The sequence below is a fragment of the Klebsiella sp. S69 genome (assembly GCF_016516145.1).
GTDB lineage: Bacteria > Pseudomonadota > Gammaproteobacteria > Enterobacterales > Enterobacteriaceae > Klebsiella > Klebsiella oxytoca.
In genome coordinates this window covers 24,069-39,568 of sequence record NZ_JACVUU010000039.1, presented here as the reverse complement: position 1 = coordinate 39,568, position 15,500 = coordinate 24,069, and the positions used below count along the sequence as shown (strand labels likewise).

Genomic DNA, 15,500 nt, shown 5'->3' with positions numbered 1-15,500 from the left:
TCAGGATTTTTTCTCTTCAACCAACCGGCTGTTTGTGTGAAGTGATTCACACCTGCCGTGTCGATGGAGGCGCATTATAGGGAGTTCCCGGGCATCCGCAATAGTTAAATTGCAGAAAAATGACTGACTGCTGCATTCCCCAGCAAAACCCCGCTTTATACCCTGTTACGCACAGAATTATCCACAGATGTCGGGCGATACCCCAAAACAAAAGCCACGCCACCTCTCTATATAAGCCGTCGTTCAGGGCTAAAAAGAGAAAGATAAAAATTCGCGAGCGTTGCGCAAACGTTTTCGTTACAATGCCGCGCTATAACAAGGATGCCCGGTTGGGTGCGTTAGGTGAGTTTTTAGGCAAAAACTCACCTAACGCTCTCTGTAATATTCAAATCCTGGGGATTTAATACCATGCAACAACGTCGTCCAGTCCGCCGCGCCCTGCTCAGTGTTTCTGACAAGGCCGGTATCGTCGAATTCGCGCAGGCGCTTTCCGCTCGTGGTGTCGAGCTACTGTCTACGGGTGGTACCGCACGCCTGCTGGCTGAGAAAGGTCTGCCGGTTACCGAAGTCTCTGACTACACCGGTTTCCCGGAAATGATGGACGGACGCGTGAAGACTCTGCATCCGAAAGTTCACGGCGGCATTCTCGGCCGCCGCGGCCAGGATGACGGCATTATGGAACAACACGGTATCGCGCCTATTGATATGGTGGTTGTTAACCTGTATCCGTTTGCTCAAACCGTTGCCCGCGAGGGTTGCTCGCTGGAAGATGCGGTAGAAAACATTGATATCGGCGGCCCAACCATGGTTCGCTCGGCGGCGAAGAACCATAAAGACGTCGCCATCGTGGTGAAGAGCAGCGACTACGATGCCATTATTAAAGAGATGGATGCGAACGAAGGCTCCCTGACCCTCGACACCCGCTTCGACCTCGCCATTAAAGCATTCGAACACACCGCCGCCTACGACAGCATGATTGCCAACTACTTCGGCAGCATGGTTCCGGCCTATCACGGCGAGAGCAAAGAAGCCGCTGGCCGCTTCCCGCGCACCCTGAACCTGAACTTCATTAAGAAGCAGGATATGCGTTACGGTGAAAACAGCCACCAGCAGGCTGCCTTCTATATAGAAGAAGAAATCAAAGAAGCCTCTGTCGCCACGGCACAGCAGGTTCAGGGTAAAGCCCTCTCCTATAACAACATTGCCGACACCGATGCCGCGCTGGAATGCGTCAAAGAATTCAGTGAGCCGGCCTGCGTTATTGTGAAGCACGCCAACCCATGTGGCGTAGCGGTAAGCACCTCTATTCTGGATGCCTACGACCGCGCATACAAGACTGACCCGACCTCTGCCTTCGGCGGCATTATCGCGTTTAACCGCGAACTGGATGCCGAAACCGCGCAGGCCATCATCTCCCGCCAGTTCGTTGAAGTGATCATCGCACCGTCTGCGACGGAAGAGGCCCTGAAGATCACTGCCGCGAAACAGAACGTCCGCGTTCTGACCTGCGGTCAGTGGACGCAGCGCGTGCCGGGTCTGGACTTCAAACGCGTTAATGGTGGCCTGCTGGTTCAGGACCGCGATCTGGGTATGGTCACAGAAGGCGAACTGCGCGTGGTTTCCAAACGCCAGCCGACCGAGCAGGAGCTGCGCGATGCGCTGTTCTGCTGGATCGTTGCGAAATTCGTTAAATCCAACGCCATTGTGTACGCCAAAGAGAATATGACCATCGGGATAGGCGCAGGCCAGATGAGCCGCGTTTACTCCGCCAAAATCGCCGGGATTAAAGCCGGTGATGAAGGTCTGGAAGTGAAAGGTTCGGCGATGGCGTCCGACGCCTTCTTCCCGTTCCGCGACGGTATTGATGCCGCTGCTGCCGTTGGCGTGAGCTGCGTCATTCAGCCCGGTGGTTCTATTCGCGACGAAGAGGTGATTGCCGCCGCCGATGAGCACGGCATCGCGATGATCTTCACCGACATGCGCCACTTCCGCCATTAATTCACGGAGCAGACGATGAAAGTATTAGTTATTGGCAACGGCGGACGCGAGCACGCCCTGGCCTGGAAAGCGGCGCAGTCGCCAAAAGTCGATACCGTTTTTGTCGCCCCGGGTAACGCGGGCACCGCCCTGGAGCCAGCGTTGCAGAACGTGGCTATCGGCGTCACCGATATTCCGGCGCTGCTGAGCTTTGCTCAAAGCGAGAAAATTGATCTGACCATCGTTGGCCCGGAAGCGCCACTGGTGATTGGCGTTGTGGATGCGTTCCGCGCCGCGGGGCTGAAAATCTTCGGCCCAACGGAAGGCGCGGCGCAGCTGGAAGGCTCTAAAGCCTTCACCAAAGATTTTCTTGCCCGCCATAACATTCCGACAGCGGAATACCAGAACTTCACCGAAGTCGAGCCCGCGCTGGCGTACCTGCGTGAGAAAGGCGCGCCCATCGTTATCAAGGCCGACGGCCTGGCCGCCGGCAAGGGCGTGATTGTCGCCATGACGCTGGAAGAAGCGGAAGCCGCCGTTCAAGACATGCTGGCAGGTAACGCCTTTGGCGACGCCGGGCACCGCATCGTCATTGAAGAGTTCCTCGACGGCGAAGAGGCGAGCTTTATCGTGATGGTCGACGGCGAGCACGTCCTGCCGATGGCCACCAGCCAGGATCATAAACGCGTGGGCAATGGCGATACCGGCCCGAACACGGGCGGTATGGGCGCTTACTCTCCGGCACCGGTGGTAACTGATGAGGTTCACCAGCGCACCATGGAACGCATTATCTGGCCAACCGTAAAAGGTATGGCAGCGGAGGGTAATACCTACACCGGTTTCCTCTATGCGGGCCTGATGATCGACAAACAGGGCAACCCGAAGGTAATCGAGTTCAACTGCCGCTTTGGCGATCCGGAAACCCAGCCGATCATGCTACGCATGAAATCGGATCTGGTGGATCTGTGCCTCGCCGCCTGCGACGGTAAGCTGAATGAGAAAACCTCCGAGTGGGACGAGCGCGCCTCGCTGGGCGTCGTGATCGCCGCCGGTGGTTATCCGGGCAACTACAGCACCGGCGATGAGATCCACGGCCTGCCGCTGGAAGAAACGGCAGACGGCAAGGTCTTCCACGCCGGCACCAGACTCGCTGATGACGATCGCGTGCTGACCAGCGGCGGCCGGGTACTCTGCGCCACCGCGCTGGGTCGCACCGTTGCTGAAGCGCAAAAGCGCGCTTACGCCCTGATGAGCGATATCAGCTGGGACGGCAGCTTTAGCCGTAACGACATCGGCTGGCGCGCTATCGAACGTGAGCAAAACCGCTAACGGCTGAGCTTTGCCAGCAGCGTTTTGCGCGTAATGCCCAACTGACGGGCGGCTTCAGTTTTGTTGCCGCCCGTTTTTTCGAGTGCCGCGAGGATCGCTTCTTTCTCTACCTCCACCAGCGGCTGAATAACATCATCACCGTGCAACACGTCCGCAAATGGCGTACAGGCAATTGCCAGCGGCAGCTCGCGTTCGGAGATGTACTCTCCGGTCAACAGGACCACCGCCCGCTCCACCGCATTTTCCAGCTCGCGAATATTACCCGGCCAGGCGTAGTGGATCAGCAAGTCCATCGCCTGTGGCGTAAATCCCTGTACTGCTTTACGGTTACGCTCGGCATACCGTTGCAGGAAATAGCGCGCCAGCTGGGGGATATCCTCCCTGCGATGACGCAGCGGCGGCATATCGATAGTCACGACATTCAGGCGGTAGTAGAGATCCTGGCGAAAACGCCCGGCGCTGACCTCTTCGGCTAAATCCCGGTGGGTGGCGGCAATTAGCCGTACATCGACCGAAAGGGTCTGATTGCTGCCCACGCGCTGCACTTCACGCTCCTGAATCGCCCGCAGCAGACGCACCTGCATCAACGGCGAAATATCGCCAATTTCATCGAGGAAAAGCGTACCGCCATCCGCTTCAACGAAGCGCCCTTCTCGCCGTTTGTCCGCGCCGGTAAACGCGCCCTTCTCGTGACCAAACAGCTCCGACTCCAGCAACGACTCGTTAAGCGCCGCGCAGTTGAGGATCACCAGCGGCCGGCGGCTGCGAGCGCTGCTGGCGTGCAGCGCCCGCGCGACCAGCTCTTTCCCTGTGCCCGACTCGCCGTGAATTAATACCGTCGCATCGGAGGGCGCAACCAGGGCGATATTGTTCAGCAGCGCCCGCATCGCCGGGCTATCCCCCACCATGCCAAACTGGGCGGCCGGGGTCCCGGCAACGGGAGACTCGCTCTGCCGGGTGTGAGCCAACGCCTCGGATAGCGTCAGCTGCAGCTTGTCAAAGTCCAGCGGCTTAATCAGGTAGTCCAGCGCACCGGATTTCAGCGCTTCCACAGCGGTGTCGACGCTGGAGTACGCTGTCATAATCAGAACGGGAATCGACGGATTCAAGGTTTTGATCTCTTTCAGCGTTTCGATGCCATCCATCTCCGCCATGCGGATGTCGCATAGCACCAGATCAAACACCCGCTCGCGCACCTGTTCCAGCGCCTGTACGCCGTTGTAAGCCAGCGCAACCCGATAACCCCAGCCCCGCAACAACGCCTGTAAGATAGTGCAGTGGCTGATGTCATCGTCCACCACCAGAATATCGACCTGCTCGCCACTCATCCTTGTTCATCCTTCTGTTGCCCATTAACCGGCAAATAGAGCGTAAATAGCGCGCCCTTGCCGGGAGTGCTCTCGGCGTCAATTGTTCCGCCGTGCTGCTCAACGATGTTCTGCACCACCGCCAGCCCCAGCCCGGTGCCGTCGGCCTTGGTAGTGAAGTACGGTGTGAAAATGGCCTGTAGCTGTTCCGCCGTCATCCCTTTGCCGCTGTCCGCAACGCTCACCTTTACTCGCCCATCGCCGCACTCTCTCACCGCCACCGTAATCACGCCATCGCGGCCAATGGCATGGATAGCATTGAGATAAAGGTTGAGCAGCACCTGTTTTAAACGATCCGGATCGGCCTGGATGCGGCATAGCGCGGGCTGCGCGATAAACTTCAGAGATATCGCCCGGCTGGCGGCATCCTGGCTAACCAGTTGAAGCGAATGCGTAATGACTTCATTTAAATCAACCGATTGATATTTTAAATGCGCCGGACGCACCAGTTCCAGCAGCTCGCTGACGACCCTGTTCAGGCGATCGGCTTCCCTGGCCATCACCAGGGCCAACTGATGCGCTTCACCATCGGCTGGGGTCCGCTCGGCGAAATACCTGGCCAGCCCTTTTATGGATGATAGCGGGTTGCGGATTTCATGGGCGACGCCCGCGGCCAGATGACCGAGCGCCAGCAGCTTTTCTTTTCGCGCCGTCGCCTCCTGCAGCTGCTTGCGCGAACGCTGATAGCGGCGAAACCAGAACTGCGCCAGCACCGTTGCCGTCATGACTACGCCTGCCGCGCAGAGCATGATGACCATATTGCGCAGGCCACGAGCATGGTCGGCATCCAGCTCGCGGGTATCAAAGGCAATAAAAATGACCTGGGGCGCCTGATTACGGAGATCGGCAGATTCGCGACGCATCATCATGCGCATATGATGCTCACCGCCGTTAAGCGGGCGAAACTGGCGATAAATCTCCAGCGCCGGCTCCGGTTGTTCGAGGCGGCGCCAGCGCTCCTCGCTACCGATATTCAGCTCTCGCAGGGTGCTGGCGGGATAGAGCGACTCACCGACCCGCCGCGGGTCGCTATGGGCGATAATTTTACCGTTCTCATCTGTCACCGCGAACCACAGCACACCGGGCTGCCAGGCCATCTCCTCCAGTAGCGCCTGCAGCTGGGAATGATGCATACGCATTCCCATTCCGACCCGGGTTCCGGACTCAAGAGCGCGAATCAGCACGCTGCCTTTTTCCTGGATAGTCTGGCGTGCGGCTTCATTTTCACGGCCATAGTCACGCACGATTAACGCAGAAAACAGGCACACCAGCAGCAAGATAAGGCCGGTTAACAACCAGCTCAGCCCAACGGCGACGGAATCCTTAGACAACCGCATCACGTTCATGACAACTCCCTTTCCTCAGACACCGCATAGCCCAGCAGAAATCATGCCACTATTCCGCCGCCTCTAACCTCTCCCTGGGCGCAAACCGGGAAGGCGATCGAGTAAAAATGACCCGCTGCCCCCTTTACCGCGAGTCATTTTTACTCGCTCTCGTCCGCTGAAAAGCATTCAACGCCCGATATCCTGCGGCCTTTCCACTCTGGCACGGAAGATGCAAATCACTGAGTAACCATAAGGCAGGAGAATAAACTATGAAACGGAACAAAAAAATGACGCTGACCCTGATTGCCCTCGCCGCGCTGACTTTCGGCAGTAGCTCAGCCTGGGCAAGGCACCACTGGAATAACGGTACCGGTATGGGCCCCCAGGGCTATAGTCAGCTGACGACCGACCAGCAGGCCACTGCCCAGAAGCTGCATAATGATTTCTATGAGCAAACCCGCGTTTTACGTCAGCAGCTCATTTCAAAACGCTATGAATACAACGCGCTGTTAACCACCGATAAACCTGACAGCGCGAAAATCGAATCCGTCGCCCAGGAGATGGACGCTCTCGGTCAGAAGCTTGCCCAGCAGCGGGTGAAGTTCGATCTCGCATTAGCGCAGGCGGGTATTCCTCGCGGCGAGGGGATGGGACGTGGAGGCTGCGGCGGAGGCCGCGGTCATATGGGGATGAACCACTGGTAAGGTTCAGAAGCTTTTTTCGGTCGGCTGCCAGGTACAGAAGTCTTCGTTTGCCACCAGCAGCAGCTGAGAGCCTTCCGGCGCTTCCAGCCACGCCACGCTCACCTCGACGGATGAGTGGTTCTGACGACGCTCAATATGCGCCAACGCCAGCGTATCGAGGTCAGGCTTCACGGTCTGACCTTCGCAGGTAGTTACCGTCCTGTCAGCATGCCACCGCCCCTGGCGCAGCATGACGCGTCCCTGACGCAGTGCATCGCTGGTCTGGCGTATTTGCTCTGCCCGATAGCGGTATAGCGCAACCTGATCGCTGGAAAGCTGCTGCTTCTGCCCATCGATTTCACGCTGCATAAAGCTGAGTTCGCCTTGCGCATCAAACCGGGCGCGAATATGTTCCGGCGGTTTGCCGTAGACGTTGAGCTCGATCAGCGCGAGCTGACCATCCTGCCAGCGATACTCGCTGGTCGAGGTATTACCATGACGCCATGGACTGAAGGCGGCAAGGAGATGGACCTCACCGTCGGAATCTTTGCGCCAGATACGCATCGCCCCCTGGTTTTCCGCGTAACCGCTGGCGGTAAACGGCGGGAGAGAGGAATCATGGCTGCAGGCAGTGAGCAGCAATACGCCCGCCAGCGCCAGCGTGCGGCGCCAGATAGACAAAAGGGGCCGACAAGCCCCTTCGATAAAACTGTACACTGCCACGCGGTCTTACTTAACTGCGTCTTTCAGAGCTTTACCTGAAACAAATGCCGGTACGTTTGCTGCGGCGATTTTGATTTCATTACCGGTCTGCGGGTTGCGGCCAGTACGCTCAGCGCGGTGGTTCACTTTGAAGGTACCGAAACCAACCAGTTGAACAGCATCACCTTCTTTCAGAGACTCGGTAATTGCAGCCAGGGTAGATTCCAGGGCAGCTTTCGCCTGTGCTTTGGACAGGTCAGCTTTGTCCGCAATTACATCAATCAGTTGAGTCTTGTTCATAAGTTATCCTTACAATGTGTTTATCGCTTGCTAAGCATCGAGTGCGACGGAAATGCCTGAAAAGCACTCTCCTGCATACACGCACCGATAGCCACGTTTTTTCGCCCCCCAAATGTAGACCAGACGGGGGGCGGAATGGAAGCCTTCAGACGCTACAATTCAGGCGGTAAATCACGTTTTCTGGTCTCATTGCTGAAAATTTATACCAATATTGCTCTCACCGGCCTCGCGAAGGTCTGCACGTAGCCCTTTGATCAGTTCAATATCGCGTTCTTCGCAGTCGGCCAGAAGACGAAAAATCTCCCACTGAATATCCCATTCTTGTTCGACAGCCGGGTTTTCTTTGAGCTCTTCGTCGGTCATTTCGCGACCAGCCTGGGTCATTTCCAGCATCGCAACGGTGGTGATCGAACTCTTGCTGACTTCGATGGCGTGTTCGAGCGTTTCGCCGCTTAGCCGCGAATGAAGCAGTTCACTCAATGCGACGCAGGCATCGATGGCCGGATAGACGCCGTACAGGTCGTAATCATCAGCGGCCGGAATCGCCTCTTCCAGCTTTTCCAGCTGGCTGTCGAAATTCACCTTCGCATCTTTTACCGTCAGCGTTTCCCAGATCAGATCGAGGATACGGCGATAAAGCTGGCCATCGGCAAATTCCGTTTGCTGACAGAACATAGCGTAGTTGGGGTACATCCGCTCGCACAGGCAGGCCATAAAAGTCACGTGCTGCCAGCTTTCCAGCTTCTCCAGACGCAGGTGAATCGGGTTTTGTAACATGATGAAATCTCGAAGTCAGAAATTAGCCGCAGTGTACCTGAATCAGTCGCGATTTGCTTGCCAACGCACAAACGCCGGACGCCGGGACGCCACCGCATCGGCCCAGCGCGTTGGCTCAGGCAGGCGATAGCCTTTCAGGCAGCGCTCCACCCACATCAGCGCGCTATCCAGGCCAACGCGGTGCCCGGTACTCACAAACAGCGGATTGCAGCGCGTTTTGCTGCGCAAGACCCACGCCAGCTGTTCGCCTTTATCTAACAACGGCGCCAGCGCGCCGGGTTCATCGCCCAACGGCCCGAACTTACCGCACAGCCGTTTTTTCGCCACGCCGATAGTCGGTACATCCACCAGCAGGCCAAAATGGCTGGCGACGCCGAGGCGGCGCGGGTGGGAAATACCGTGGCCATCAACGAATAACAGATTCGGCTTTTGCGAAAGTAGCTCCCATGCCGCCAGCAGCGCGGGGGTTTCGCGAAAGGAGAGGAAGCCGGGAATGTAAGGCATCGTGGTCGCGACGCGCGCGACCTGATACTCCACCAGCTCCAGGGACGGATAGCTTAGCAGTACCATCGCCGCCCGGGTGACCTCTCCCTCTTGCTCAAAACCGACATCCGCTCCGCCGATCAGCGTCGGCGGATCCTGTTCCAACCGATCGCCTCGTTCAACCGATGCCGCCAGGCTGAGCTGCTGTGTGCGTAGCGATGACAAATCCATATTCACTCCTTAACGGTGGTATTGCGCCGACAACCGGTGCACTGCCTCCACAAATACGCCCGCATGTTCCGGGTTAACATCCTGATGAATTCCGTGCCCGAGGTTAAAGACATGGCCTTCACCCTGGCCAAACCCGGCGAGAATAGTCGCCACCTCTTCTTCAATACGCGCCGGAGGGGCATACAGCATCGAGGGATCCATATTGCCCTGCAGGGCGACTTTATGACCGACGCGACGACGCGCATCGGCGATATCGGTGGTCCAGTCGAGTCCCAGCGCATCGCAGCCTGTTTCCGCCATCGCTTCCAGCCACTGCCCGCCGCCTTTGGTAAATAGCGTCACCGGCACGCGACGGCCATCGTTTTCACGCAGCAGCCCATCAACGATTTTATGCATGTAATAGAGCGAGAACTGCTGGTAGTCGCGGCCGGTCAGCACTCCGCCCCAGGTATCAAAAATCATCACCGACTGCGCGCCCGCTTTGATTTGCGCATTCAGATACAGCGTGACGCTTTTCGCCAGCTTATCGAGCAGCGCATGCAGGGCCTGCGGCTCGGCGTACATCATCTTTTTAATTACCGTAAACGCTTTGCTGCTGCCGCCTTCCACCATATAGGTTGCCAGCGTCCACGGGCTGCCGGAAAAGCCGATCAGCGGCACTTCTCCCTTCAGCTCACGGCGAATCGTACGCACGGCATTCATCACGTAGCCAAGCTCACCTTCCGGGTCAGGAACGGGTAATTTATCGACATTGGCTTTGCAGGTAATGGGCGAGGTAAAGCGCGGGCCCTCCCCGGCTTCAAAATAGAGCCCCAGCCCCATCGCATCCGGGATGGTGAGAATGTCCGAGAAGAGGATAGCCGCATCCAGCTTATAGCGGCGCAGCGGCTGCAGCGTCACTTCACAGGCCAGCTCGGCGTTTTTACACAGCGACATAAAATCGCCCGCCTCGGCGCGGGTGGCCTTATATTCCGGTAAATAGCGGCCCGCCTGACGCATCATCCACACCGGGGTGACATCAACCGGCTGGCGTAGCAGCGCGCGCAGGTAACGATCGTTCTTCAGTTCGGTCATTTTTACATTCCTTTAGCGTTGATGCGCCAAGTTTATACACAAAATCATTCAAAGTGGACCAAGGCGGCAATTGAATGAACCCCAGGAGCTTACTCAAGTAAGTGATTGGGGTGAGTAAAAGCAGCCAACAAAGAGGCAGTTTGAAGGATAAAGTGCATGTAACATGTCACTCATACTCTGCCCGACACATCGCCACGGTATCTTCAATCAGCCGGCGCGCCACGGTGCCCGGCGGCGGCAAAAGCGGCAGATTGTCATAGCGATACCATCCCGCCTCCAGCAGCTCTTTCTTGTCGATGACAATCTCGCCGCTATCGTACTCGGCCATAAACGCGGTCATCAGCGATTGTGGGAACGGCCAGGGCTGAGAGGTCACGTAGCGCAGGTTTTTCACCTTAATGCCACTCTCCTCCATCACTTCGCGGGCAACAGTCTGCTCCAGGGTTTCGCCGACTTCGACAAACCCGGCCAGCACCGTATGCACGCCGTTGCGATGGCGAGTATGCTGCGCCAGCAGGATAGAATCATCCCGACGGATGGCGACGATAATGCACGGGGCGATTTGCGGGTAGTAGCGTTCGCGGCAGTGGCTGCACAGCATTGCCCACTCGGTTTTGCTGGGGTGCATAGGATGGCCGCAGTAGCCGCAGAATTTATGCGAGCGGTAGAACTCCGCCAGCTGGATCCCGCGTCCCGCCAGTTGAAAAAGGCCAGCATCCTGATCGAGCACCTGACGCAGCGATCCCATCTCATGGCGACGATCCTGGCGCACCAGCCACACCGGTTCGCCCTGCCATTCGCCTATTCGCAGCGCGGTTTGCCCGGCAAGATTAAAATTTACCGCTTCGCCATATGGTAATTCCCCATCGGGTAACCATAATTTCTGTTCGTGGCTGACAATCCACCAGCCGCGATCTAATTTTTCAATAATACGATCCATATCTATTGCACTACCTTCATTTTACTGGCACTTTTAACATTAAATTTACATTTTGGTGAGCAACGTATTTCTCTTAAAACCTTGCGGAGTCAACCATGTTAAACCAGCTGGAAAACCTGACGGAACGTGTTGGAGGCAGCAATAAACTGGTCGATCGCTGGCTACAAGTACGTAAGCATTTGCTTGTGGCTTACTACAACCTGGTTGGCCTGAAGCCTGGCAAAGAATCATTTATGCGGCTTAATGAGAAAGCGCTGGATGATTTTTGCCAAAGCCTGGTGGACTACCTCTCCTCCGGCCATTTTAATATTTATGAACGCTTTATCGGCGAATTGGAAGGCGATACGCCACTTTTAGCCGCCACTAAGATTTATCCACAGCTGCAGGCTAATACCCAGCAGATCATGGACTATTACGATTCCTGCCTCGAAAACGCTATCGATCACGATAACTATCTTGAGTTCCAGCAGGCGCTATCGGACATCGGTGAAGCGCTGGAAGCCCGTTTTGCGCTGGAAGATTCGCTGATTGCCCTCGCCGTAGCCCACAGTCGAAAAGACAACGTTAGCGACAATATCGCGCCGACCGCTTGAGTTGTGAGCCATTAACGCGTAGTTTACATACATTCCCCCTCGCTGAGAGGGGATGTCATCTTGTCGGAGTGCCCATTTTCCACACTGGAAAAGGCTGAGACCGTTAATTCGGGATCCGCGGAACCTGATCAGGCTAATACCTGCGAAGGGAACAAGAGTAAACTGCATTTAGCATCTGCCTCTTCATGGCCGATCGCATCTGTTACTCCATCCGTCGTCTGGCAAGCCATATCCTGTTTAACTGGAATGAGCTATGTCTACAACATCACTTACGCGTCGAGAGCAACGCGAACGCGCCCAGCGCTTTATCGACACCCTTGAAGGCACCGCATTTCCCAATTCGCAGCGCATCTATATCCGCGGTTCGCAGGAAGATATTCGCGTGCCGATGCGCGAAATTCAGCTTAGCCCAACGCTTATCGGCGGCAGCAAAGACCATCCTCAGTATGAAGCAAACGAAGCCATCCCGGTCTACGACACGTCCGGCCCCTATGGCGATCCGCACATCGCGATAAACGTTCAGCAGGGTCTGGCGAAACTGCGTCAGCAGTGGATTGATGCGCGTCGCGACTGCGAAACGCTTAGCGATCGCAGCTCAGCCTATACCAGAGAGCGGCTGGCGGATGATGGTCTTAACGCGCTGCGCTTTTCCGGTCTGCTTACGCCCAGGCGCGCCATCGTCGGGAAATGCGTGACGCAGCTGCACTATGCCCGTCAGGGGATTGTCACCCCTGAGATGGAATTCATCGCCATTCGCGAAAATATGGGTCGCGAACGCATTCGTAGCGAAGTGCTGCGCCAGCAGCATCCGGGCGTCGGGTTTGGCGCGCGGCTGCCGGAGAATATCACCCCGGAATTTGTGCGCGCTGAAGTTGCCGCCGGGCGCGCGATTATCCCGGCCAATATAAATCATCCGGAATCCGAGCCGATGATCATCGGCCGCAACTTCCTCGTGAAGGTTAACGCCAATATTGGTAACTCAGCGGTCACCTCGTCGATAGAAGAAGAGGTCGAGAAGCTGGTGTGGGCGACGCGCTGGGGAGCGGATACGGTTATGGACCTTTCCACCGGCCGCTATATTCATGAGACCCGCGAGTGGATCCTGCGCAATAGTCCGGTACCGATCGGTACCGTGCCGATCTACCAGGCGTTAGAGAAGGTAAACGGGATCGCCGAAGATCTTACCTGGGAAGCCTTCCGCGACACGCTGCTCGAACAGGCGGAACAAGGGGTGGACTACTTCACTATCCATGCGGGCGTGCTGCTGCGCTACGTGCCGATGACCGCCAGACGCCTGACCGGCATCGTCTCCCGCGGCGGCTCAATCATGGCGAAATGGTGCTTATCCCATCACAAAGAGAACTTTCTCTACCAACATTTTCGTGAAATCTGCGAAATCTGCGCCGCCTATGACGTTTCGCTGTCGCTGGGCGATGGCCTGCGCCCGGGCTCGATTCAGGATGCCAACGACGAAGCGCAGTTTGCCGAGCTGCACACGCTGGGGGAGCTAACCCAAATTGCGTGGGAGTATGACGTACAGGTGATGATCGAAGGCCCGGGCCATGTGCCGATGCAGATGATTCAGCGCAATATGACTGAAGAGCTGGAGCACTGTCACGAAGCGCCTTTCTATACCTTAGGGCCGCTAACCACCGATATTGCGCCTGGTTATGATCATTTCACCTCCGGGATTGGCGCAGCCATGATCGGCTGGTTCGGCTGCGCGATGCTCTGCTACGTGACGCCGAAAGAGCATCTCGGCCTGCCGAATAAAGAGGACGTTAAGCAGGGCCTGATTACCTACAAAATAGCCGCCCACGCCGCAGACCTCGCTAAAGGCCATCCCGGCGCGCAAATCCGCGATAACGCCATGTCGAAAGCGCGCTTCGAGTTCCGCTGGGAAGACCAGTTTAATCTGGCGCTCGACCCGTTCACCGCGCGCGCTTACCACGACGAAACCCTGCCGCAGGAGTCAGGCAAAGTGGCCCACTTCTGCTCCATGTGCGGCCCCAAATTTTGCTCAATGAAGATAAGCCAGGAAGTTCGCGACTACGCCGCCGCGCAGACCATCGAAGTGGGGATGACCGATATGTCGGAAAACTTCCGCGCCCGCGGCAGTGAAATCTATCTACGTAAGGAGGAAGCCTGATGTATCAACCCGATTTTCCATCCGTCCCATTCCGTTTAGGCCTCTATCCGGTCGTCGATAGCGTCGCGTGGATCGAACGCTTACTGGCTGCGGGCGTTCGCACTCTCCAGCTGCGCATCAAGGATAAGCGCGATAGTGACGTCGAAGGCGATGTCGTTGCCGCTATTGCGCTGGGACGCAAATACCATGCGCGGCTGTTTATTAACGATTACTGGCGCCTGGCCATTAAACATCAGGCTTATGGCGTGCATTTAGGCCAGGAGGATCTGGAAACCACCGACCTCAGCGCCATCCGCAACGCCGGACTGCGCCTTGGCGTTTCCACCCATGACGATATGGAAATGGATATCGCGCTGGCGGCGCGTCCCTCTTACATCGCGCTTGGTCACGTTTTTCCGACACAAACCAAGCAGATGCCTTCCGCCCCTCAGGGGCTGGATCAGCTGGCGCAGCATATTCAGCGACTGGGGGATTATCCAACCGTGGCGATTGGCGGCATCAGTCTTGAGCGCGCTCCGGCAGTACTGGCCACCGGCGTCGGCAGCATTGCGGTAGTCAGCGCCATCACCCAGGCGACCGACTGGCGGCAGGCAACGGCACGGTTGCTTGAGATAGCGGGAGCCGGTGATGAATGACAGCGATTTTATGCGCTATAGCCGCCAGCTGCTGCTGGAGGATATCGCCATTGAAGGCCAGCAAAAGCTGCTGGCCAGCCGGGTGTTGATCGTGGGTCTCGGCGGGCTGGGCTCTCCCGCCGCGCTCTATCTTGCCGGAGCTGGCGTCGGCACGCTGGCGCTGGCCGATGACGACGACGTTCACGTCAGCAACCTGCAGCGACAAATTTTGTTCACCAGCGATGATATCGCTCAGCCTAAAACCACGGCCGCAAGGGCCCGGCTGGCTCGGCTAAATCCGCAGATTGAACTGATTGCGCTGAAGCAGCGGTTAGGCGGAAAGGCCCTGCAGGAGGAAGTGGCGAAGGCCGATGTGGTACTGGATTGCACCGATAACATGGCGACCCGACAGGCGATCAACGCCGCCTGCGTCGCGCTTAAAACGCCGTTGATTACCGCCAGCGCTGTCGGACTCGGAGGCCAGCTGATGGTACTGACGCCGCCGTGGGAGCAGGGCTGTTATCGCTGCCTGTGGCCGGATGCTAACGAACCCGAACGCAACTGCCGCACGGCGGGCATCATTGGCCCGGTCGTCGGCATGATGGGAACCCTACAGGCGCTGGAGGCCATCAAGCTGCTCAGCGGCATGGCGGCGCCGCGTAACGCGCTGCGCCTGTTTGATGCGCGCACCAGCAGCTGGCGTACGCTGACATTACAGCGATCTCTGGGCTGTCCGGTCTGTGGAGGGCAGCATGCAGGTGTGGTTTAACGATGAACCGTTGCAGTGTGCCGAAGCGACCTCCGTCGCCGCCCTGCTCGCTCAACTGGAACAGCAGTTGCCGGGCGTCGCGCTGGCGCTCAATCAACACATCCTGCCGCGCGAACGGTGGGAAGATCATCTTTTGCAGGAAGGCGACCAAATCCTGCTTTTTCAGGTTATCGCTGGAGGCTGA

Annotated in this window: 16 protein-coding genes and 1 riboswitch; of the genes, 8 read left to right on the top strand and 8 right to left on the bottom strand. The window is 57.2% G+C overall.

The annotated features are described in order from the left end of the window. Nucleotides 1–408 precede the first annotated feature (408 nt). Both purH and purD read left to right on the top strand, forming a co-directional pair. A complete protein-coding gene (purH, locus tag IAE27_RS28215) occupies nt 409–1,998 on the top strand; it encodes a bifunctional phosphoribosylaminoimidazolecarboxamide formyltransferase/IMP cyclohydrolase (protein ID WP_004109672.1) in 1,590 nt (529 codons plus the stop codon). Between the two features lie 15 nt (nt 1,999–2,013). After that, nucleotides 2,014–3,306 (top strand): phosphoribosylamine--glycine ligase, encoded by a 1,293-nt coding sequence (gene purD, locus IAE27_RS28210; RefSeq protein WP_032729270.1) that lies wholly within the window; start codon nt 2,014–2,016, stop codon nt 3,304–3,306. Here the strand turns inward: purD and zraR are convergent. Both zraR and zraS read right to left on the bottom strand, forming a co-directional pair. Further along, nucleotides 3,303–4,634: a sigma-54-dependent response regulator transcription factor ZraR gene (gene zraR, locus IAE27_RS28205; protein WP_154022680.1), complete on the bottom strand. Its 1,332-nt coding sequence runs from the start codon at nt 4,632–4,634 to the stop codon at nt 3,303–3,305. The two genes, purD and zraR, sit on opposite strands and share 4 nt — an antisense overlap. Next, nucleotides 4,631–6,019: a two-component system sensor histidine kinase ZraS gene (zraS, locus tag IAE27_RS28200; RefSeq protein ID WP_070555284.1), complete on the bottom strand. Its 1,389-nt coding sequence runs from the start codon at nt 6,017–6,019 to the stop codon at nt 4,631–4,633. The genes zraR and zraS overlap by 4 nt, the downstream gene beginning before the upstream one ends. A gap of 251 nt (nt 6,020–6,270) precedes the next feature. Here zraS and zraP point away from each other — a divergent pair, with 251 nt between their 5' ends. After that, nucleotides 6,271–6,705 (top strand): zinc resistance sensor/chaperone ZraP, encoded by a 435-nt coding sequence (zraP, locus tag IAE27_RS28195; protein WP_023329112.1) that lies wholly within the window; start codon nt 6,271–6,273, stop codon nt 6,703–6,705. A gap of 3 nt (nt 6,706–6,708) precedes the next feature. Here the strand turns inward: zraP and IAE27_RS28190 are convergent, their stop codons facing one another. The 6 genes from IAE27_RS28190 to nudC form a co-directional block, all read right to left on the bottom strand. Continuing rightward, nucleotides 6,709–7,401 carry a DUF1481 domain-containing protein gene (locus tag IAE27_RS28190; RefSeq protein WP_004109689.1) on the bottom strand — a complete coding sequence of 231 codons (693 nt, stop codon included), beginning with the start codon at nt 7,399–7,401 and terminating at the stop codon, nt 6,709–6,711. Nucleotides 7,402–7,413: 12 nt separating this feature from the next. Beyond that, on the bottom strand, nt 7,414–7,686 hold the full coding sequence (gene hupA, locus IAE27_RS28185; RefSeq protein ID WP_004097675.1) for a nucleoid-associated protein HU-alpha: 273 nt from the start codon (nt 7,684–7,686) through the stop codon (nt 7,414–7,416). Between the two features lie 186 nt (nt 7,687–7,872). Further along, nucleotides 7,873–8,463: a YjaG family protein gene (locus tag IAE27_RS28180; protein ID WP_004117118.1), complete on the bottom strand. Its 591-nt coding sequence runs from the start codon at nt 8,461–8,463 to the stop codon at nt 7,873–7,875. 42 nt (nt 8,464–8,505) lie between these two features. After that, on the bottom strand, nt 8,506–9,177 hold the full coding sequence (gene nfi, locus IAE27_RS28175; RefSeq protein ID WP_004109691.1) for a deoxyribonuclease V: 672 nt from the start codon (nt 9,175–9,177) through the stop codon (nt 8,506–8,508). A 9-nt stretch (nt 9,178–9,186) separates the two neighbouring features. Next, complete coding sequence (gene hemE / locus IAE27_RS28170; RefSeq protein WP_200093240.1) at nt 9,187–10,251, bottom strand: uroporphyrinogen decarboxylase; 1,065 nt, start codon at nt 10,249–10,251, stop codon at nt 9,187–9,189. A gap of 166 nt (nt 10,252–10,417) precedes the next feature. After that, nucleotides 10,418–11,191: an NAD(+) diphosphatase gene (gene nudC / locus IAE27_RS28165; protein ID WP_004117114.1), complete on the bottom strand. Its 774-nt coding sequence runs from the start codon at nt 11,189–11,191 to the stop codon at nt 10,418–10,420. Between the two features lie 95 nt (nt 11,192–11,286). Between nudC and IAE27_RS28160 the strand changes: the two genes are divergently transcribed. From IAE27_RS28160 to thiS, 5 genes are all read left to right on the top strand, one after another. Beyond that, the gene (locus IAE27_RS28160; protein ID WP_004109697.1) at nt 11,287–11,784 is read left to right on the top strand and encodes an Rsd/AlgQ family anti-sigma factor; all 498 of its coding nucleotides are present in this window, start codon (nt 11,287–11,289) and stop codon (nt 11,782–11,784) included. A 54-nt stretch (nt 11,785–11,838) separates the two neighbouring features. Further along, nucleotides 11,839–11,952: riboswitch (TPP riboswitch) on the top strand. An 85-nt stretch (nt 11,953–12,037) separates the two neighbouring features. Further along, a complete protein-coding gene (thiC, locus tag IAE27_RS28155) occupies nt 12,038–13,933 on the top strand; it encodes a phosphomethylpyrimidine synthase ThiC (protein WP_200093238.1) in 1,896 nt (631 codons plus the stop codon). Beyond that, a complete protein-coding gene (gene thiE / locus IAE27_RS28150) occupies nt 13,933–14,568 on the top strand; it encodes a thiamine phosphate synthase (RefSeq protein ID WP_032729274.1) in 636 nt (211 codons plus the stop codon). Before thiC ends, thiE begins: the two co-directional genes overlap by 1 nt. Next, nucleotides 14,561–15,316: a HesA/MoeB/ThiF family protein gene (locus tag IAE27_RS28145; RefSeq protein ID WP_004109706.1), complete on the top strand. Its 756-nt coding sequence runs from the start codon at nt 14,561–14,563 to the stop codon at nt 15,314–15,316. Before thiE ends, IAE27_RS28145 begins: the two co-directional genes overlap by 8 nt. Then, nucleotides 15,300–15,500: a sulfur carrier protein ThiS gene (thiS, locus tag IAE27_RS28140; RefSeq protein WP_004109709.1), complete on the top strand. Its 201-nt coding sequence runs from the start codon at nt 15,300–15,302 to the stop codon at nt 15,498–15,500. The genes IAE27_RS28145 and thiS overlap by 17 nt, the downstream gene beginning before the upstream one ends.